This window comes from Mesorhizobium sp. L103C105A0, from assembly GCF_000502215.1.
Taxonomy (GTDB): Bacteria; Pseudomonadota; Alphaproteobacteria; order Rhizobiales; family Rhizobiaceae; genus Mesorhizobium.
The window spans coordinates 1-19,132 of sequence record NZ_AYXF01000028.1 but is presented as its reverse complement, the minus strand read 5'-3'; the positions used below and the strand labels follow the sequence as shown (position 1 = coordinate 19,132).

General features: G+C 62.4%; 15 protein-coding genes and 4 pseudogenes. 17 read left to right on the top strand and 2 right to left on the bottom strand.

Annotation, left to right across the window (positions count from 1 at the left end):
- The 7 genes and pseudogenes from X727_RS1000000167480 to X727_RS135590 all read left to right on the top strand — a co-directional run.
- Window positions 1-440 (top strand): annotated as a pseudogene (locus X727_RS1000000167480) (FixG Ig-like domain-containing protein); the annotation flags it as partial.
- Window positions 437-771, top strand: a pseudogene (locus X727_RS01000000165340) (FixH family protein). The pseudogenes X727_RS1000000167480 and X727_RS01000000165340, both read left to right, overlap by 4 nt.
- Window positions 768-3,056, top strand: a complete 2,289-nt coding sequence (locus tag X727_RS135570; RefSeq protein WP_031204900.1) for a cation-translocating P-type ATPase — start codon at window positions 768-770, stop codon at window positions 3,054-3,056. The pseudogene X727_RS01000000165340 and the gene X727_RS135570 overlap by 4 nt, the downstream one beginning before the upstream one ends.
- Window positions 3,053-3,223 (top strand): cbb3-type cytochrome oxidase assembly protein CcoS, encoded by a 171-nt coding sequence (ccoS, locus tag X727_RS135575; RefSeq protein ID WP_023697810.1) that lies wholly within the window; start codon window positions 3,053-3,055, stop codon window positions 3,221-3,223. The genes X727_RS135570 and ccoS overlap by 4 nt, the downstream gene beginning before the upstream one ends.
- A gap of 66 nt (window positions 3,224-3,289) precedes the next feature.
- Window positions 3,290-4,057, top strand: coding sequence for a CBS domain-containing protein (locus tag X727_RS135580; RefSeq protein ID WP_023835514.1), 768 nt, complete (start codon window positions 3,290-3,292; stop codon window positions 4,055-4,057).
- A gap of 631 nt (window positions 4,058-4,688) precedes the next feature.
- Window positions 4,689-5,870: a 5-demethoxyubiquinol-8 5-hydroxylase UbiM gene (gene ubiM, locus X727_RS135585; protein WP_023835513.1), complete on the top strand. Its 1,182-nt coding sequence runs from the start codon at window positions 4,689-4,691 to the stop codon at window positions 5,868-5,870.
- A 295-nt stretch (window positions 5,871-6,165) separates the two neighbouring features.
- Complete coding sequence (locus X727_RS135590; protein WP_023835512.1) at window positions 6,166-8,076, top strand: bifunctional diguanylate cyclase/phosphodiesterase; 1,911 nt, start codon at window positions 6,166-6,168, stop codon at window positions 8,074-8,076.
- 94 nt (window positions 8,077-8,170) lie between these two features.
- Here the strand turns inward: X727_RS135590 and X727_RS135595 are convergent, their stop codons facing one another.
- Window positions 8,171-8,452 carry a DUF2285 domain-containing protein gene (locus X727_RS135595; RefSeq protein WP_081726268.1) on the bottom strand — a complete coding sequence of 94 codons (282 nt, stop codon included), beginning with the start codon at window positions 8,450-8,452 and terminating at the stop codon, window positions 8,171-8,173.
- Between the two features lie 104 nt (window positions 8,453-8,556).
- Between X727_RS135595 and X727_RS1000000167470 the strand changes: the two genes are divergently transcribed.
- The 4 genes and pseudogenes from X727_RS1000000167470 (at window position 8,557) to X727_RS1000000169430 (ending at window position 11,969) form a co-directional block, all read left to right on the top strand.
- Window positions 8,557-8,790 carry a helix-turn-helix transcriptional regulator gene (locus X727_RS1000000167470; protein ID WP_023708050.1) on the top strand — a complete coding sequence of 78 codons (234 nt, stop codon included), beginning with the start codon at window positions 8,557-8,559 and terminating at the stop codon, window positions 8,788-8,790.
- Window positions 8,791-9,329: 539 nt separating this feature from the next.
- The gene (locus X727_RS135605; protein ID WP_023697813.1) at window positions 9,330-10,292 is read left to right on the top strand and encodes a zincin-like metallopeptidase domain-containing protein; all 963 of its coding nucleotides are present in this window, start codon (window positions 9,330-9,332) and stop codon (window positions 10,290-10,292) included.
- Between the two features lie 247 nt (window positions 10,293-10,539).
- Window positions 10,540-10,960, top strand: a pseudogene (locus X727_RS1000000167465) (DUF2958 domain-containing protein).
- 265 nt (window positions 10,961-11,225) lie between these two features.
- Window positions 11,226-11,969, top strand: a complete 744-nt coding sequence (locus tag X727_RS1000000169430; protein ID WP_245261062.1) for a hypothetical protein — start codon at window positions 11,226-11,228, stop codon at window positions 11,967-11,969.
- 103 nt (window positions 11,970-12,072) lie between these two features.
- Here the strand turns inward: X727_RS1000000169430 and X727_RS1000000169425 are convergent, their stop codons facing one another.
- A complete protein-coding gene (locus X727_RS1000000169425) occupies window positions 12,073-12,393 on the bottom strand; it encodes a hypothetical protein (protein WP_245274251.1) in 321 nt (106 codons plus the stop codon).
- Between the two features lie 710 nt (window positions 12,394-13,103).
- Between X727_RS1000000169425 and X727_RS135615 the strand changes: the two genes are divergently transcribed.
- The 6 genes and pseudogenes from X727_RS135615 to X727_RS1000000169870 form a co-directional block, all read left to right on the top strand.
- Entirely contained in the window at window positions 13,104-13,427 is a 324-nt protein-coding gene (locus X727_RS135615; RefSeq protein ID WP_023672372.1) for a DUF736 domain-containing protein, read from the top strand.
- 171 nt (window positions 13,428-13,598) lie between these two features.
- Complete coding sequence (locus tag X727_RS135620; RefSeq protein ID WP_023672373.1) at window positions 13,599-13,868, top strand: helix-turn-helix domain-containing protein; 270 nt, start codon at window positions 13,599-13,601, stop codon at window positions 13,866-13,868.
- Window positions 13,865-14,413: a S26 family signal peptidase gene (locus tag X727_RS135625; protein ID WP_023711845.1), complete on the top strand. Its 549-nt coding sequence runs from the start codon at window positions 13,865-13,867 to the stop codon at window positions 14,411-14,413. The genes X727_RS135620 and X727_RS135625 overlap by 4 nt, the downstream gene beginning before the upstream one ends.
- On the top strand, window positions 14,401-15,087 hold the full coding sequence (locus tag X727_RS135630) for a lytic transglycosylase domain-containing protein (protein ID WP_031204892.1): 687 nt from the start codon (window positions 14,401-14,403) through the stop codon (window positions 15,085-15,087). Before X727_RS135625 ends, X727_RS135630 begins: the two co-directional genes overlap by 13 nt.
- 186 nt (window positions 15,088-15,273) lie before the next feature.
- Window positions 15,274-17,241: a relaxase/mobilization nuclease RlxS gene (gene rlxS, locus X727_RS135635; RefSeq protein WP_023835506.1), complete on the top strand. Its 1,968-nt coding sequence runs from the start codon at window positions 15,274-15,276 to the stop codon at window positions 17,239-17,241.
- A 1,293-nt stretch (window positions 17,242-18,534) separates the two neighbouring features.
- Window positions 18,535-18,929, top strand: a pseudogene (locus tag X727_RS1000000169870) (nodulation factor fucose acetyltransferase NolL); the annotation flags it as partial.
- Window positions 18,930-19,132 lie beyond the last annotated feature (203 nt).

Genomic DNA, 19,132 nt, shown 5'->3' with positions numbered 1-19,132 from the left:
CCTGGCCACCGCCGGCGGCGCCAGCTCGGTCAATCCATCACTGGTCAGGACGGATGACGGCCTGTTTTCGGACAGGGTGGCGCATTTCCATATCCACAAGATCTTTCGGCCACGAACCTATGTCTACATGGCCATGTGGTCGCTGATCGGGCTGGGCCTGCTCTTTTCGCTNGATCCCCGAACCGAGAACGATTATCGTCACCCTCGGGGGTTTGCCAGGCGCGGAGATGAGCATCGTTGGCGTCGACCTCCCCGCCGATCGCTCCTTTGCGGTCCAGGTCGAACCCGACCGGCTGAAGATGCTGAAGGTTTTCGTGCGCCTGCCCGCCGATCAGATTAATCGCCAGGCGCAGACCTTCACATTCCGCGTCGAAGACAAGGTCAGCTTCGAGTCCAACGAATACACCGCCACCTTCAATGCGCCGGAGATCGCCAGATGAACGCCACCACGCGAAAACCCCGCGAGTTCACCGGCAGGCACATGTTGGCCACCGTCCTTGCCTTTTTCGGCGTGGTCATCGCGGTCAATCTCACGATGGCGACGCTTGCCAACACAAGCTGGACCGGCCTTGTCGTCGAAAATACCTATGTGGCGAGCCAGCAATTCAACAAGAAGGCCGAGGAAGGCCGTGCGCAGGCAGCGCTTGGCTGGACCGGCCAGTTGACCATCGCATGGGGNTCTGGATCATCGAAATAGACGCCGATGCCGGCCTGGCAAAACCTTATCGCGACGTGCGCAGGGTCATGATTTCCCAAGGGGTGCTGAAATGAGCTGCTGCGCGCCGGGCGCTGAAATGGCGCTGGATCTGGTCAGCCCCGCTTCGGTCCTGCCGTCAAGCCAGGAGGTCAGGCTGGCGAGCCAGTCGCTGGGCGATGACCTTCATCAGACCGACCTGTCGGTACCGACGGTTCACTGCGGCGCCTGCATCCAGATGATCGAGACCGCGTTGGGAAAGCTCAATCACGTCCAGGCCGCCCGCGTCAACCTTTCAACGAAGCGGGTCTCGGTCCAGTGGCGCGGCGATGAGGTTCCACCATTGGTCGCAGTGCTCGGGCGCCTGGGCTACCAGGCACATCTGTTCGAAGCCGACACCGATGCGAAGGACAGGACGTTATCGGAGCTCATCCGCGCCGTCGCCGTTGCCGGCTTTGCGGCGGGCAACATCATGCTGCTCTCGGTATCGGTCTGGTCCGGCGCCGAAGGCGCCACGCGCGATTTGTTCCACTGGGTCTCGGCGCTCATCGCCATTCCTGCGCTGGCCTTCGCCGGCGGGATCTTCTTCAAGTCGGCGTGGAATGCGCTGCGCCACGGCCACATGAACATGGACGTGCCGATAGCCGTCGGCGTGTCGCTGGCCTACGTCATGAGCCTCTATGAGACCATCACCCATGGCGACCACGCCTATTTCGACGCGTCGGTATCGCTGCTGTTCTTTCTCCTGATCGGTCGCACGCTCGATCACGTGATGCGGGAACGCGCCCGCACCGCCGTCAAAGGCCTGTCACAGCTCGCGGCGCGTGGCGCCATGGTGCTGCGCGGCGATGGCGCTCGGGACTATCTGCCGGTGGCCGAGATCGAACCGGGCATGCTGTTGTTGATCGCCGCCGGCGAAAGAATCCCTGTCGATGGCAAAATTGTGCGCGGGACATCGGACGTCGACTGCTCCCTGGTCTCCGGCGAGAGCACGCCCAGTAGCGTGGCGCCGGAAGACACCGTGCAGGCCGGGGTCCTCAACCTCACCGGTCCGCTGACGATTGAGGCGACAGCGGCCGCCAAGGATTCGTTCCTGGCGGAAATGGTTCGGCTGATGGAAGCCGCGGAGGGCGGTCGCGCCCGATATCGCCGGATCGCCGATCGTGTTTCAGCGCTCTATGCCCCGGTGGTTCATCTCACCGCCTTCGCGACATTCCTAGGCTGGATGGCGGTGACTGGCGACTGGCACCGGGCGATCACCATCGCTATTGCCGTTCTGATCATCACATGCCCATGTGCGCTCGGNCTCGCCGTGCCGATCGTCCAGGTGGTCGCGGCGCGGCGCCTGTTCGACCACGGCATCATGGTCAAGGATGGGTCGGCCATGGAGCGCCTGGCTACGGTTGATACGGCTGTGTTCGACAAGACCGGCACGCTCACGCTTGGGAAGCCACGGCTCGTCAACGCAGCTTCGATTGATCCCGCCATGCTGGCAATCGCTGCCGACTTGGCCGCGCATTCGCGTCATCCATATTCAAAGGCCATTGCCAGCTTTTCCGTCAGCAGCAGCCAGCACAAATTCGACGCGGTGACCGAGCACCCGGGTTTCGGGATCGAAGCCACAGCCGCCGGTAGCATCTGGCGGCTGGGTAGACGCGGATGGGCTGGCTGGAAGGCTCGAACCGGCGGCGAAGGCAAACATGGCTACGGCGGAACAGTCCTGACTAAAAACGGCATGATTGTGGCATCCTTCGTTTTCGAGGATGCGCTGCGCCTCGACACCAGGGCAGCGATCGATCAACTGCGCAACGCTGGTATGTGCGTGGAAATGCTGTCGGGCGATACCGCGAAAGCCTGCGCCGAGGTTGCCGACATGCTTGGTGTCGATGACTTCGTTCCCTGCCTGCTACCGTCCGGCAAGGTTGAACGCATCGAGAGCCTGGCGAGAGACGGGCACAAGGTTTTGATGGTTGGCGACGGGCTCAACGACACACCGGCGCTGAGCGCCGCGCATGTCTCGATCGCACCCGCCACGGCCGCCGACATTGGCCGCAATGCAGCCGACTTCGTTTTTCTGCGCGAAAGCCTCTTGGCGATCCCGCTGGCGCTGGACGTGTCGCGCAAGGCGGGAAGCCTGATCCGACAGAACATAACAATTGCGATCGTTTACAATGCTGTGGCCGTGCCGATCGCCATTCTGGGCCATGTTACGCCTCTCATCGCGGCGGTCGCGATGTCTGCCTCGTCATTGCTCGTGATTGGAAATGCCATGCGTCTGCAAGGCCTCGCAACGGGTGCATCGTCCGCAATTGCGCGGCAGGGCAGGCCCGCGCGGGCCGGCGCCTTGGCCCAATCCTCATGACGACGCTCGCCTATCTCATTCCGGTGGCGCTGTTCCTTGGCGCACTCGGCCTGTCCGGCTTCCTGTGGGCGTTGAGAAGCGGCCAGTACGATGATCTCGATGGCGCGGCGGAGCGCATTCTCATCGACCGCGACGACGGCGCGGAGAATCCTCCTCGTTCCAAGTGACTCAGATCAAAGCGCCGCGGGTCGGGATGTCCCATCGTCGTCCGACGTAAGATCAGGAGGGTGAGGATGCAAGCCGAAGCCATCATGACGAAGCCAGTCATCACGACGGATGCGAACGCGACGATCGACGAAGCGGCCAAGCTCATGCTTTCAAACAAGGTCAGCTGCCTGCCGGTAGCAGACAGCGACGGCACCCTGATTGGTATTGTAAGCAAAAGCGACTTCTTGCGCCGAGAAGAACTTGGGACCCAGCGTGTGCGTCCGCGCTGGCTGGAGTTTGATCTTGGCCCGGGCACAGTCGCCAATGACTATGCGCGCTCGAACGGACGGATCATCCATCAGGTGATGACCACACCCGTCATCTCGGCGCCTCCTGGCGCCTCGATTGCAGATATTGTCGACCTGATGATGCAACATCGCATCAACAATCTTCCGATTGTCGATCGGGACAGGGTCATCGGCATCATCACGCGAACTGATTTGCTGCTTGTCCTGATCCGCGCCATGCCGAAACAGGGCACCACGCCACCCGATGACGACCTGATCCGCAAGGCTATCCTTGCCGAACTGCAGTCACAAACCTGGAGCGGTGGTGACTTGATCGATGTGAGGGTCAGCGACGGCCTTGTCGAACTGAAGGGGGCGATTGTCGACGAGCGTCAGCGGAAGGCAGCGATCGTTGCGGCTGAGAAGGTTGCCGGCGTCGGGCAAGTCAAGGACGGCCTCCTCCTCAGTACGGATCCGTTCGGTGAAGGTTTCATAGCTGCGGAAAGGGCGGGGACGCGAAGCAGAGTCCCTTTGGTTCTGCTCCCTTCCCACATCACTTGGACATGAGGCCGTCGGCGAGTTCCTTCGGCGTCTAGCGCCCGTCATGGGCGGAGAGTACGCTGTCGGCAGCAAGATGCCCGTCCTGACGGAATGCGATGGCCGCTGCCTGTTTTGGTGGGCTTGGACCGGCGCTTCCTGTGGATCTGAAGAGCGGCCAATACGAAGATCTCGACGGCTCCGCCCAGCGCATCCTTATCGATCGGGAAGAGCCGCGAGGCTGAACCGGTTGGCGGCGCCCAACGACTGTGCGGATGCTGGTCGTCAGTCGACCGAGTCTTTGCTGGATTGCCTCGTCATGATGATATCGGCGCGCGTGCGAAGAACGGATCAGCCACAATACGTTGCCGAACCTTTGGCCAGTAGGGGCACGCGATTGGGAAGCCGACCATTCAGAATGCCTAGACATGCAAACGTTTTCACGGCAATCGACCACTCGACCGTGAACCCGCCGTTGCCGGGTTATCGAGCCTGGTTGATCCAGATCAGCGTTATCTCTTCGTCGGCGTGGTTTCATTGACCAGGCTTCCAACGGAGAACGCATGTCTATCGACGATGGGGAGATGAGCGGCAAACCGTGGGTGATTGCGATGCTTCAAGAGCGCTTCGTATCGCAGATAGCCGCTATGGCGGCACGCTGATGGCCGGCTCTGTCGACACATTCGACATCATTGTCGTCGGAGCTGGGCCGGTCGGACTTGCCTTCGCAGCATCGCTCGCCCTGAGCCGACTCAAGGTGGCAGTGGTTGAACGGCAGTCGCTCGACAGCCTGGCGAATCCGGCTTTCGACGGTCGCGAGATCGCGCTGACGCACGCATCGGTGAGAATCCTTCGCGAGCTCGGCGCCTGGGACGCCATGCCCGCATCTGACAAATCACCGCTTCATGGCGCGCGCGTGCTCAACGGATCGAGCCCTTTCGCCCTGTGCTTCGATATTCGCAGCGGATCTGGGGAACCACTCGGATTTCTGGTCCCAAATTGTCGGATCCGCGATGCCCTGTTCAAAATTGTCTACTTCCAGGATCATGCCCGGCTGCTGTGCGGCAACTCGGTCGTGAATGCAACAACCAGCGACGACGAGGCGGTCATAACGCTTTCTGATGGCAGGCAATTGGCCGCTCGGCTGCTCGTAGCAGCGGATTCGCGTTTGTCCGCGATGCGCGACCTGCTCGGCATTGGCGCCAACATCCATCCGCTTGGCCACTCCATGCTGATTTGCCGAGTGAGGCACGAGCGCTTCCATCACCAGATCGCGGTCGAATGGTTCGACCACCATCAGACCATAGCGATGTTGCCGCTCATGGAAGGCGTGTCGTCGCTGCTTCTGACTTTGCGCTCAATCGAGGCCGATAGACTGTCTGTTCTCGATGACGAATTGTTCCTCATGGAATTGATGAACCGGTGTCGAGGACGCCTCGGGCAGATGACCCTGGCAAGCACCCGCCATGCCTATCCGCTGGTCACGACCTGGGCGCACAAGTTCTCGGCACCGAGTGCGGCACTTATAGGAGACGCTGCCATCGGCATGCACCCGGTGACCGCGCATGGCTTCAACATCGGCCTCAGCGGCCAGAAGCAACTCGCTCATAAAATACTGACAGCATGTCGCGCCCGCCGCGACATTGCCGATCCCGACATGCTCGGCAGATACGAAAGCCGGCTGCGGCTGTCGGCGGGGCCGCTCTATCATGCCACCAACATGCTTGTCGGTCTTTACTCAAGCGAGCACCCGGCGGCACGGCTTGCAAGACATGCTGGGCTCCGCTTTGCCCAACATCTTCCCTTTGTCCGCCATGGCATTTCGGCCATGCTCAGGCGGTGAATCGCACAGAGCGCTACCGCTCTGGAACGCTGTCTCGGCGCGGCTTCCTTGTCTTGCTGGCGCGCGTCGTCGCGGGGCAAGGCTGTCTCCTGGTGACGTTGCCGATCATGGCATGATTCGGATCAAGGCACGCGCGCGGGCGAAGCCTTGATGATTCGGGCAATGCTAAGCCAAAGGTGTGACCCGCAGCATGGTGAGCGCACTGGTTACCCTCGCTGGGTAGTTAACCCGTCCTTCAGTGGGCTTGCATAGGTTTGGTCCTCGCGAACAATGACGCAAGCAAGCTGGTCCATTCATGGCACCCCTAAAGAAAGAAGAATCGCTGGAGGCCAAAATCCGTCAGGATCAGCTTGCTGACCTGAGGGCCGGGCTCTTCGTGTCGATGCCGATAAGCGCGATCCTGTCAGGCCTGATTTGCGCGGTGCAGGCCCTTTCTGGCGGCGGCTTTGCCGCTGCAAGCTGGTTCCTGGTCGTCAATGCGCTAAATGCCGCCCGGCTTGCACTCGCCCGTTTTCAGCTAAAGGAAACGGGGCGCCATCAGGATTTGCTTGGCGTTTTGCCGCGCCTTCGCATGTTTGGCGTCCTTGCCCTTCTGGCAGGGTTTGCCTGGTCCTTCCCGGCCGTGCTGACTGTTGGATACACAACACCTCAAGCACCGATGCATCTGGTCATACTGGCGGGCATTTCAGCTGGTGCGGTTACATATGGCAGTTCGTATGCCGCGGCGGCGACCAGCTTCATCACACCTCCACTCCTCATCACGGTGGCGTGCCTTTTGGCGAAAGGCAATTTTGAACGCTACATTCTGGCTTTCACCGTTCTGCTCTTCATGGGCGGCTTGGTCCGAGCTTCGTTTGTTGGGCAGGCGCGCTTCCGCGAAGCAAGCCGCCTGAGACATGAGGCAGAGCGACTTGCGTCGGAAATGGAGCGCAACTCCAGGGAGGACCATTTGACCGCCCTTCTCAACAGGCGGGGCCTTGAACACGCCATCGGTCGGTTCAAGACCGCGGATGGCCCCTTCGTGGCAATGCTGATTGATCTGGACGGCTTTAAATCTGTCAACGACACCTACGGTCACAGGACCGGTGATGAACTGCTTGTCATGATCGCCCGCCGCATAGAGCAGGAAGCACCGGAAGGCTCAACGCTAGCTCGTATCGGCGGCGATGAATTCGTGCTGGTTTTTCCCTCAACGAGAGCTTCGCTTTCTGCCAGTGATCTCGCCTCCAATATCATAGCCAAAATTGCTCGCCCCTATATCGGGGTCGCGTCCGTGCGCGTCGGGGCATCGATAGGGATATACTTGGCGCAGACGTCGAGCCTGACTGAAATGCTGTTGCGGGCCGATATCGCCCTTTATACGGCCAAGCGCCATGGCAGGAACGAATTTTGCCTGTTCGATGCCGAACTCGACCGGGAACTCCAACGCCGCCAGTCCATCGAACGGGACCTTCATTCGGCGATAAAGACGGGAAGATTGCAACCTTGGTTCCAGCCGATCGTGAAACTCGACACCGAGGCCGTGGTCGGTTTTGAAGCCTTGCTGAGATGGTCCCATCCGACACATGGTGCCATCTCTCCACCCGAAATCATCACAGCCGCACGCGAAACCGGAATGCTTCAGCTGCTGACGCAAACCGTATTCGCCGACTGTTGTGCTTTTATCGACGGCTTGGTGAAAGCTGACTGTCGTAACATTCGTGTGGCGATGAATGTTTCCCCGCGCGAACTGGAAGCCGGCGATATCGACGACATGGTTCTGGATGGTCTGGCCGCAAGAGGCCTGCCTGCGACGATGTTCGAAATCGAGATTACCGAAGAATCGCCGGTGGATCCGGACAGAGTGGATGAAAAGCTCGGACGGCTTTCGCATGCCGGTATTTCCATCGCGCTCGACGACTTCGGCACCGGCTTTTCTACCTTGGCATCTCTCAAGGACCGTCGGATACGCAAGGTGAAAATAGACCAAGGCTTCATTCGCGGCTTGGCCAAGTCCCGAGAGGACCGACTGCTTGTCAAATCCGTCATCGAACTCGGTGACATGCTCGGGATCGAGGTCATGGCCGAGGGCGTCGAAACAGAGGCGGATCGGCAAACCCTGCACAAGCTTGGTTGCCGAACCGCCCAAGGCTTCCTCTTCTCCAAGGCTGTGCCTTTGATGCAAGCACTGGAAATGGCAGTCAAACAGTACGCGAACCAGTTGTGACCGCTCCCGCAGCGCCCGCTGTCGCGGCCGTGCGCTGCCGAATTTGGCTACAGAGACTTGCCTACTCGAAACACGTGGCATTGGGCGCTGTGCATCAGCCGGCGAACAGTTCCTTGTAGCCGGTCGTCACCATCCAGTTCGCACGGTCGATATGGCTGCGAAGAGCTTTGCGGGCGCGGACCGGGTCAATGGACGGGTCGATGCCGAGGATGCGCTCGGCCATCTCCTTTTCGCTGGCATTGTCGGCGCAGGCATCCAGGATCCGCAGGTAGATCGTGAAATGCTCCCTGTCGTAGCTCGTGAGGTTCTCCGACCAGGGGACTTCATCGCTCAAACTTGAGCTTCGAGTCTCATCTGTTCCCATTGGTCCATTCATGCCTGCGAACCTCGCCTGTGAGCGCAGGCAGTATATCCCAAAATGGGATAATCCGAAACCGGGATTAGTCGCTGATCCGGTCTTTACCCGACCGGTTCGCCTCCATGCCCAAATCCCTTCGATCGCCCCGCCACCAGCGGTTCCTGGCCCGGCTGGTTTTGCTGCGCAAGGCCAAAGGCCTGACCCAGAAGCAGCTGGCTGACAAGCTTGGTCGTCCCCAATCCTTCGTGGCCAAGTACGAGGGCGCAGAGCGGCGTCTCGATGTCATCGAGTTTCTCGACATAACTGCGGCCCTTGACGCTGATCCGTGCGAGATTCTCTCCAGCCTCCGGTCCTAGCGGGCGCGCCGCATCTATCATGATCACGGACAGGAATATTGAGTGGGACAACGCCTCAATTTGTTGAAAGGCGAGCGCTGGTTTTCGGAGGAAGCCGCGCGCACGGCGCCGATGCCTTTTGGTTCTCGACGTAACTGCGGCGCCTGACCATGTGCGAAAAAACTTGGCGGGCGCCCGCGCGCCTGACGACGCGCACCAGGTGCTCGTGAACCGAGCCCGCTTTTCTTCGGCAAGCTCAGGCGGTCTCGGCCATTCGGCTTCGCCCCTTGGCGTGGGCAGCCCTTCGGGCTGTGACGGCCGCCGCCCTTGCGGGCGGCGCGGTTTGTCTGTTGGCCTTTCCCGGTGGCGCGGGGCGGGCGGCACTCCCTTCTAGACCCGCCGCGGCAGCCCGCAACCCTTCGCGTGCCGCTCAGGGTCCTCCTCTTCGTTCCGGTCCTTCGGATGCGGTCCGCCTACCACGGCGGGCCTTTCCGGTCGCGACTCGCCGCCCACCCCGCTTCCGGGGAAAGGCGCGGCGATTGGCGAGCGGAGGATAACACATGCGTGCAAACAGCAAGCGTACCACCAGCGGAGAGGCTGGCGCAGGCAAGGGCAGGCGCCCAGGCGCAAGCCTCTATCAGGAGATCACCGACCGCATCATTGCCGAGCTGGAGCGCGGCACCGTGCCATGGGTCAAGCCATGGGGCAGCGCAAAAGCAGGCCTCGGCCTGCCGAGGAATGCGTCCACGGGGCGCACCTATTCCGGCATCAATATCCTTATCCTGTGGGGCGCCGTCATCGAGCGCAGCTATCCCAGCCAGAATTGGCTGACCTTCCGGCAGGCGCTTGCCCTGGGCGGCAATGTCAGGAAGGGCGAGCGCGGCACCACGATCGTGCATGCCGACCGCTTTGTCCCAAAGAACGAGAAGGAGCGCGCACGCCACGAGGGCGATGCACCACAGGCCGTGCCTTTTCTGAAGCGCTTTACCGTCTTCAATGTCGCGCAATGCGACAATCTTCCGGAACACCTCCATGCCCCTGCCGAGCCGCTGCCACAGTGCGAGATCGTGCCGCAGGCCGAGACGCTCATTCTCGCCAGCGGTGCGGATTTCAGGGTCGGCGGCGATCGCGCTTTCTACATGCCGTGCAGCGACCACATTCAGGTGCCGCCGCAGCCAGCGTTCCATCAGCAGATCGACTATTACCGGACCTGCTTTCACGAGCTAGGCCACTGGACCGGCCACCCGACGCGGCTTGCTCGCGACCTCTCCGGCTCGTTCGGCTCCAAGGCCTACGCGCGTGAAGAATTGGTCGCCGAAATCACTGCCGCCTTCGTCTGCAGCAATCTCGGCATCGAGCCGACCGTGCGTCACGCCGATTACATCGGCTCATGGCTGAAGGTGCTGCGCGAGGACAACCGCGCTATATTCCGTGCCGCCAGCCTAGCTTCGAAGGCCGCTGATTTCCTGTTTGGCCTTCCGGCCGATGCGGAAGGCGAGGCGCAAGAAGGGATTGCGGCATGACGATGCGCGATCCTCAACTGACCGCGACCGAGCCGACGCCGCAAAGGAGCAGACGCTCATTCCCGGCGTCCAGCCGATCACCACGCGGGCAAACCCTCCTGATGGGCGCGCCGATGTGTCCGCGCGCGGCGCAAAGCTGCTCGAGGTCGGTCTCTAATGGGGAGGCGGATCAGAGGAAGGTCCGGTGAACCTTTCTCCCGCCGGACGCAAGAAGTCAACGCGACCCGTTCTGACAAGGAGTCTTTCCATGATACTGATCACCAATCCACTGCGCGCACGACTGCTCGCCCATGGCGCCGCCGGCGCCGACATCGACCATTTTCCCGTTGTGAAACTGTTTGATCCGACAGGTGCCGCGACCTCGCTTCTGAGCGAACTCGAAGCCGATGGCGACACGCTGTTCGGTCTTTGCGATCTCGGCTTCGGCTTCCCCGAACTTGGCAGCGTCAGTCTGGCCGAGCTTGCATCCGTAAAAGGGCCGCTTGGCCTCGGCATAGAGCGCGACCTGCATTTCCAGGCGCGCTTTCCGATCTCCGTCCATGCCGAAGCCGCCCGCACTTTGCGGCCACGTCACCGAGGCCGAGCGACTGCTGCGGCAGGCAGCAGACGCCCTATCAAAGCCCCATTCCGAGCTTCCGCCCGACACGGCGGAACAGCAGCGCCGATAGGCGCAAAAACCGTCCCGCCGCGTCGGCCTTCGGCCTCCGCGGCGGGGACAACCCGGCAGGCGGTGCTATTTCGCCGCGAAATCGCTTGCCGACGAGCGCGGTGAAGGCGATCCCTTGCCCTGCGCCATCATGGAGGACGGTGACGACGCCGATGCGCTCGAAGCTTCCTGATCGAAAACCTCGCCCGCCTCGATCCTGACGAAGTATGGCAATGGGAGACGTTTCGCGGCTTGTCAGGCAAGGCCGCACCGTTCTCGACATCGCTGTGACCTTCGGCATCACTGATCTCAAGGTCAAACGCATTCTGGCGCTTGGCGACCTCTTGCCCAAAATCCGCGAAGCCTATCGGCGCGAGGAGATCGACACCGAGCCGGTGCGCCATCTCACCATGTCTTCCAAGGCGCAGCAGAAGGACTGGCTGGCACTCTGTGCCGATCCCGATCAATACGCGCCGCGTGGCTATCAATTGAAGCAATGGCTGTTCGGCGGCCAGTCGATTTCCACCAAGGTGGCACTGTTTGCCATCGAGGAGTATCCCGGCCTGATCACCTCGGACCTGTTCGGCGACGACAGCTATTTCGCCGATGCCGACCTGTTCTGGCAAAAGCAGAACGAAGCGATTGCCACCAAACGCGACACCTATCTCAACGAGGGCTGGAGCGAGGTTGTGCGCTGGAACCGGGCCAGTATTTCCACGCATGGACCACGAGAAGACCCCGAAGAAGAAGGGCGGCAAGATCGTCATCACTGTCTCGCATCGCGGCGAGGTCGAGTGTCACGAGGGCTGGCTGTCACGCAAGGAAGCCCGCCGCGCCCGCGAGGGCGGCGAGCAAGAAGAAACAGCCGCCAAGCTGCCGCGCCCCGAAGTCACCGGCCCGATGCACAACTATATCGATCTGCATCGCCATGCCGCCGTGCGCGCGGCCATGCTCGACCATCCCGCCGTGGCGCTGCGCCTCGTGGTGGCGCACGCCATCACCGGTTCGGGCCTGTGGCAGGTGCGGCCTGAGCCGCAGCGCGCAGCCAACGAGACGGTGACTGCCAGCCTTGCCGGCTGCAAGGCTGAAGCCGCATTCGGCAAAAAGCGGCGCGAGGTATTGGCCCTGCTCGGATCACCGGATGAGGATAGCTTGGTCGCCGGCGGCAATGGCGACGCCGTTGCTATCGCTGGCGTGTTCGCGCGCCTCTTGGCGCTCTGCGACGACGATGTCATGCGCGTTCTCACCCTTGTCATGGCCGAGACGCTTGCAGCCGGCAGCGCCGTCGTCGAGGCGCTCGGCAACCACCTGAACGTCGACATGGGCATATGGTGGCAACCGGACGATGCCTTCTTCGACCTCTTGCGCGACAAGGAAATCGCCAATTCGATGCTGGCCGACGTCGGCGGCAAGCTGGTCGCGGACGGCAATGTCGCCGAGAAGGTCAAGACGCAAAAGAACATCATCCGCGACGTCCTGGCGGGCGAGAATGGCCGCCCCTGGGTCGAGACCTGGCTGCCGCGCTGGATGAAATTCCCGGCCGAAAGCTACACCAGCCGCGGCGGCTCCGCACCGCAGATCAGTGGACACAGGTGCAGCCGCTGTTCGTGCGCGAATAGTCGATCAGGGCCCGAGCGGCGGTTCTCTCGATTACCGCCGCTCAGGTCGCGCGCGCCGCTACGGGCCACGCCGGCTGCCGATTGGGCGTCTTGTCGAGCCAGTGCCGCGCGCGAGAAATTCCGACGCCAGTTCGCCCCATTTCGGCAGCCCCGCACCGCGCCGGGTTGCTTGCTGAGGCGCCAAAGGCCCATGGGGCCAATTGTCCGATCCGGTTGCCGACAGAGCCCGCGCAGCCGGCGCTCTGCATTGCGGCCGGCTTCTTGTGTCACCGATCGCGCCACCTGTCTCCATTGTGTCTCGGGGACCATTTCCTGCGGCTGGCTTGTCGACCTATGGGCGGATCAGGCCCGCCCGAAACCCTCGCCGGCAGCTTTTTTCCCCGCCGCCTGCGGCGGCTTCCTCGCGCCGCTTCGCTTCAAAAAAGCTGCCCGCGCGGGTCCTCCGCTATCGCTGCGGCCGTCCCGGTTCCGGCGGTCCGGACGCGCCCATCACGGTTCGCCATCGCAGGGGAATGGTCCCTTGCGAGCACCAAGAGGAGACTGGAAATGACCGCGATCGGATACGTCACCAAACAGGAAAACGGCGGCTACAAGGGCCAGCTCAAGACGCTCAGCGTCCGCGCCGACATCGATATCGTGCCCAATCAGGCAAAGAGCGCCGACACCCATCCCGACTTCCGGGTGCTGACGCAAGGGGTCGAAGTGGGTGCGGGCTGGATCCGCACCGGCGAGACCTCCGGCAAGGACTATGTGAGCCTGTCGATTGCCGCCCCCGAGTTTGGCCCCCGCAAGCTCTACGCCAATCTCGGCCGCGCCGCCGGCCAGGATGACGACGACACTTACGCCATCATCTGGAACCCGGTCGACTAACCGGCCGATCCGGAAAGCCCCGCGCCGCCACCGGCGCGGGGTCCTCTCTCAGGACCCGTGAGGCCGCCGAAGGGGGCGGCGAAAACTCGCCCCCCACTCTTCGCCCGTCCCCAAAACGATCTCGCTCGCCGATCCTCGCCTTCGCTTGTCCGTAGCGAAACGAGGATCATCATGGACGACGAAAACGAACGCGCAGCCCGCGCCAAGAAGGGCAGTCCGTTTCTCAATACCGCGCAAGCGGCCTTCTATATCGGGCTGTCCCAGCGCACGCTGGAGAAGATGCGCCTCAAAGGCGGCGGCCCGCAATTCCGCAAGCACGGCCGCTATGTCCGCTATCACATCGACGAACTCGACGATTGGTCGAAGGGGCACGCGCAGGAGACCGGGCCCGAGGACGGCGGGCACGATTCCGGCTCGGCCGGCGAGGGAGGCCGCTCATGAGCCGGCGTCCCACCATCCATCTGATCGGCAGCCATCTGCGGCGCATTCGGGCGCGCAAGACGATCGCCATGGCCACGATGGGCCTTGCCCTGATCGGCTTCGCCGCCTTCGGCAAACCATCGCCCTGGCTGGTCTGGAACGCCTCGGCGAGTGCGCCGGTCGGCCTCTATCGCGTCGCGTCCGGATCGCCGGCTCTTGGTGATCTCGTACTCGTCCGCCCGCCAAAACCGGTCGTCGATCTGGCCGCCGAACGCTTCTATCTGCCCAGCAACGTGCCGCTGGTCAAGCACCTTGCCGCGCTGGCTGGCGAGCACGTCTGCGCCTTCGGCGACGCCATCATCATCGGCGGCGAGATTGTCGCGCGCCGGCTTGCAACCGACACGCAGCACCGTCCGCTGCCTTCGTGGAATGCCTGCCGAAAGCTCGCCGCTGCCGAGGTTTTCCTACTCGGCAGCGACAAAAATCGCTCGTTCGACAGCCGCTATTTCGGGCCGGTGCCGACCGAAAACATCATCGGGAGGCTCGTGCCGCTATGGACCGAGTGACCCTCCTTATGCTGAGCATGACGTGTCTCGCACCATGCTCCTGTTCCGCCGCGACCAACACGAAGCCGGTCGTCATCTCCCATAGTCCGCAGCTTGCAAGATGGCAGCCCTTCGTAGCCGAAGCAAGCCGGCGTTTCAGCATTCCACAGACCTGGATTTATGCCGTCATGGATGCCGAAAGCCGGGGGCAGACGACGCTCAATGGGCGGCCGGTCACGTCGAGCGCCGGCGCCATTGGCCTCATGCAGGTAATGCCAGGCACCTACGAAGAGTTGCGCGCAGAGCTTGGCCTGGGAGCCGCCCCGCACGACCCTCGCGACAACATTCTGGCAGGCACTGCCTATCTGCGCGCCATGTATGACCGCTTCGGATTTCCAGGCCTGTTTGCAGCCTATAACGCCGGGCCGGAGCGCTACGAGCAGCATTTGCAGCGCGGGCGACCGCTGCCTAGCGAGACGGTTTCGTATCTGGAAGAGGTCAAGGCGGCGGGCATTTCGGCCGCCGATATGGACGCGCTCACCGACAAATCCCGTTCCAAAAGCGCGCCGGGAATCCCTTCCGGGCAGTCGCTGTTTTTCCTCCGAAACGGTGTTTCCGTGACCGGCCCGAATGGGCACCTCCTGGTGCCGCTCGGATCGGAGCGAGCAAGGTCAGGCCGGCCGGATCGCAGGTGAGGGCAGCGGCTACCGCGGTTCGGGCGGGGGGCAGGGAGGCAGGTCCGCGGAACGCAAGATAAAGGCATCGCCTCCTGAGGCGGCGAAGTGTTTGTCTGCACATCGTTTTCCCAGGAGGTTGCCTGCGGGTCCAGGAGGGTCTGGCGCGCAAGCCTCTGATTTTGCTGCTGGTTCATCGGAGGCCGCATGCAGGATGACGAATTCACGCCGAGGCTCGGCAAAATTGGCTCGCGCGGCTCGAAGGCGGGCAAACGCTACGCTGGCCAGGTCCAGGCCGCGGTCAACCGAGCAGGCGGCAGGAGCGGACGCGGCAGCCGCTTCATCGGAAGCCGGGTGGGGCGCGGCGGGGCTGCTGCCGCCGTTCTTAGAGCACGCGACCGCCACGCGGCGTTTCGGCAGCGGCGCGCAGTCGTCAAGGCACGCATCGTCAAGCTGGCCGGCAAGGGAGTCGACGGAGCTCGTGCGCACCTCCGCTACCTCCAGCGCGACGGCGTCACCCGGGAAGGCGAGCGTGGCGAGCTCTACGCTGCCGACAAAGACCACGCGGACGGCAGGGCCTTTCTCGATCGCGCGAACGGTGACCGTCATCAGTTCCGCTTCATCGTCGCCCCTGAAGACGGTATCGAGTATGATGACCTGAAGCTGCTCACCCGGCGCCTCATGGCGCAAATGGAAGAAGACCTCGGCACCAGGCTAGACTGGGTGGCCGTCGACCATTTCAACACCGGCCATCCTCACACCCACATCATCGTGCGCGGCAGGGACGATCACGGCGAAAACCTCGTCATCGCGCGGGACTACATCTCCTCTGGCCTGCGCGAGCGCGCAGCCGAACTGGTTAGCCTCGACCTTGGCCCGCGCACCGACCGCGAGATCGAGCAGCGCTTGCGCCAGGAGATGGAGCAGGAACGCTTCACCAGCATCGACCGGCAGCTGATGCGCATGCGCGACGAGGGGCATGTCTCACCAGCCAGCCGAGACACCTTTCGCCAGACGCTGCACCAGGGCCGCCTGCGCAAGCTCGAGCGGATGGGCCTTGCCGAGGAGATGCCTTCGGGTCGCTGGCGCCTGGAGGATGAGCTCGAAGCCACGCTACGCCGCATCGGCGAGCGCGGCGACATTGTCAAGACCATCCATCGCGAGCTGACCGGCAAGGGGCTCGTCCGCAGTGCCGCCGACTATCTTATCCACGATCGATCCGACGGGTCGGCCCAAACCGTGGTCGGACGTGTCGTCGGGCGCGGGCTGGCCGACGAAATCACTGACCGCCATTACCTCGTCGTCGACGGCGTGGACGGCAAAAGCCACTATTTTGATATCGGCAAAAGCGAGGCCACCCAACCGACACCAGAAGGCTGCATAGTGCGGATCAGGCCGAGGGACACCGGGCCAAGAAAAGTCGACCGCACAATTGCCGGCATCGCCACGGTTAACGACGGGCGCTACAGCATCGATATCCATCTCAAGCATGACCCCTCGGCCACCGAACGCTTTGCCGAAACGCACGTGCGGCGACTGGAGGCGATCCGCCGTGCGACCGGTGGCGTCGAGCGCGAGCCGGACGGCACATGGACAGTCGCGCCCGACCATCTCAACCGCGTCGCGGATTACGAGCGTCAACGAGCGAGGGCCCAGCCTGTTGTCGTCGAAAAGCTCTCATCAATGCCGCTGGAGAGCCAAGTAGGCTTTGACGGCGCCACCTGGATCGACCAGGAGCTGGTATCAGCCCACCCTGAGTCCTTGCGCGACTCTGGCTTCGGTCGAGAAGTACGTCAGGTCCAGGCCCGCCGACAGCAGTGGCTGATCGCGCAAGGTCTTGCCCATGATGCGCAGGATCGGGTCATCTATCGCGCCAACATGCTTTCAATGCTGCGCCAACGAGAGCTGAACCGTGTTGCCAGTCAGCTCTCGGACGAACTCGGGCTCTCGTATTCTGAAGCGCAGCATGGCAATCGAATAGACGGTACGCTGCGCGGCTGCGTCGAGCTCGCCGGCGGAAAATACGCTGTCATCGAGAAATCGCGCGAGTTCACGCTGGTGCCCTGGCGGCCGGTGCTTGAGCATCATATCGGCAAGGAGGTGTCTGGCGTGGCGCGCGCCGAGGGGATTTCCTGGACGATCGGACGGCAGAGGAGCGGGCCTGGCGTTTCGTGAACTGGCTACAATTTATTTGTCCACGTTGAAACAGGTACTCAGCCCAGACGGAGTTCCTCCGCCTGCTGCTTGCTCGCAGCATTCATTTGGCGGAGAGTCAGTGTTCTGCATTTTGTAGTTCGCTCTGTCAAAAAGCGCTGGGAATATGCATCATGTTCTGCGTTGACACGGAAGCCGGGCCGGGCCGACAGGTGCCGCCCTGTGGTTGCGGATCGGCTCCCGATGGCTGCCAGCTAGAAAGGTGGGCTGACTCGTGATAGCGCAAGGGGCTATGGCGGCCGCGGTACGGCGAAGCGAGCTCTGGCATCGAGGATGAAGCCGCACTTCCCGATCTTATTCTACTCGCAGGACCGGCAGACGCGGCGGTCGCCCCTGCGGGTGCTGTTGGCCCTGGCGTGAACTGGCAGTCCGTCCCGCGGGGACTTTGTAACGGAGAAAAGTCGCTGCGATGGCCCGGGTGACGATGCGGTCAGCGACCATGCCAGACGAGATCGGCAGCTTTCTGCCGCGGCACGGCGCCGGAGCCATCAGGCCGCCGCGACATCGGGTCTGGCGCACCTTCGGATGTTGGCTGGCCGCGGTTTACTTCTAGCAGCGCCGGGTGGGTCATGCGGTGCCGCTACTGGGCACCGAGGCAGCTTTGGGCATGAGACCCGTTCAATCGCGCCGGCCACGTCGGTCATCGCGACATCTGGAGTCGAGGCCAGGTCAGACCGGGAAAAGAACCTGCTCGTCGCGCGGGAGCCCCGGGTTGCGCCGTCGATCCTTCCGCCCAACTCAGCGCCGCGCGACCAGCAATAGCCCCTTGCCCCGAAACTGACGCCAAGCCGACGGACCGCTCTGCGCATACCGATGCCGTCCGCGCCGTCGTCGGCGGAAACCAGCGAGCCGTGGACCTCACACAATCTGAGCCGCTGGTGACGATGTGCATCGCCTACTTCCATCCGCACTCCTATCGACGAACTCGCCCGCTGCCCGCGGTGATGCGAACCCGTGGATGAATATTTCGCCGAAGCCGCAGTGGGGGCTCAGCCTCGACGATTTTTTTGCCTTGCCCCGGCGGGCGGCGCAACCGAGCATCGAGACAAAAAACGGGAAAGGGAGGGCACCAGCCCGTTAGAGCCGTGGCCATGATGATGTGGGGACGATCTCCTGGAAGAAATGTGGAGATCGACGCTCTCCTGACGCGCTCATCGAAGATTTTAGGCCGCGCCGACGTGGCTGCTTGAGCGATAACACTCACTCCGGAGGCCCCAGTGCCGCTCCTTGGCCAAGCTGCTCGGCACGCCGTGAGTGTGCTTTCTTGTTTGGGGAAGGGAGACTTACGTCTACAACAATCTCGTTTCGATCTACGATGGAGAGTCGGCGAGACAAGGGTTGCTGATGTTCATTGGCTCCGTAGCAACTTCTGCAGTCACAATGCAGCTTATGTTCCTATGCTGGAGAGTTGGCCATTCAACTCGCGTAGCTCGCTTTGTTGCGGTGGAGCTTGGTCAGAGCACACTGCTGCTTTACCTGCTTCAGGGCGCCGTGTTTCGCTTCATGGATCTAATAGGGTTCGGAGAGCTTTGGGATCTCCCGAGCAGAATCGGGTTCGCCACTTTGCTTGGTGCCGCGATCGTTGTCTCCGCTTGACAATTCGCAGGATTGCGCGTGACCACGGATGGTTGTCGCGCGGCTACGCTTAATATGTGACGACGCTTGCGCCTTGTAGGCAATTGTTGCGGCCGCCCACGGCCGACATGAACGTGCTTGGCCGCACGTTTTCTAAGTGAGGCGGAAAGGTTGTGTGCGTCAAGTTCTGCAAAATGGGGCGGCCATGATGCTGGTCATGCGGCTTGGCGCAGAGCGAGCTTCTTGTGCTCGCGCAGATCATCCATGTTGATATAGC

What these genes read in the sequence shown, in the direction of transcription:
- X727_RS135590 (WP_023835512.1), top strand. Translation starts at nt 6,166, where the DNA reads ATGGCACCCCTAAAGAAAGAAGAATCGCTGGAGGCCAAAATCCGTCAG.
- X727_RS1000000167470 (WP_023708050.1), top strand. Translation starts at nt 8,557, where the DNA reads ATGCCCAAATCCCTTCGATCGCCCCGCCACCAGCGGTTCCTGGCCCGG.
- X727_RS135595 (WP_081726268.1), bottom strand. Translation starts at nt 8,452, where the DNA reads ATGAATGGACCAATGGGAACAGATGAGACTCGAAGCTCAAGTTTGAGC.
- rlxS (WP_023835506.1), top strand. Translation starts at nt 15,274, where the DNA reads ATGCAGGATGACGAATTCACGCCGAGGCTCGGCAAAATTGGCTCGCGC.
- ccoS (WP_023697810.1), top strand. Translation starts at nt 3,053, where the DNA reads ATGACGACGCTCGCCTATCTCATTCCGGTGGCGCTGTTCCTTGGCGCA.
- X727_RS135625 (WP_023711845.1), top strand. Translation starts at nt 13,865, where the DNA reads ATGAGCCGGCGTCCCACCATCCATCTGATCGGCAGCCATCTGCGGCGC.
- ubiM (WP_023835513.1), top strand. Translation starts at nt 4,689, where the DNA reads ATGGCCGGCTCTGTCGACACATTCGACATCATTGTCGTCGGAGCTGGG.
- X727_RS135620 (WP_023672373.1), top strand. Translation starts at nt 13,599, where the DNA reads ATGGACGACGAAAACGAACGCGCAGCCCGCGCCAAGAAGGGCAGTCCG.
- X727_RS135605 (WP_023697813.1), top strand. Translation starts at nt 9,330, where the DNA reads ATGCGTGCAAACAGCAAGCGTACCACCAGCGGAGAGGCTGGCGCAGGC.
- X727_RS135630 (WP_031204892.1), top strand. Translation starts at nt 14,401, where the DNA reads ATGGACCGAGTGACCCTCCTTATGCTGAGCATGACGTGTCTCGCACCA.
- X727_RS135615 (WP_023672372.1), top strand. Translation starts at nt 13,104, where the DNA reads ATGACCGCGATCGGATACGTCACCAAACAGGAAAACGGCGGCTACAAG.
- X727_RS135580 (WP_023835514.1), top strand. Translation starts at nt 3,290, where the DNA reads ATGCAAGCCGAAGCCATCATGACGAAGCCAGTCATCACGACGGATGCG.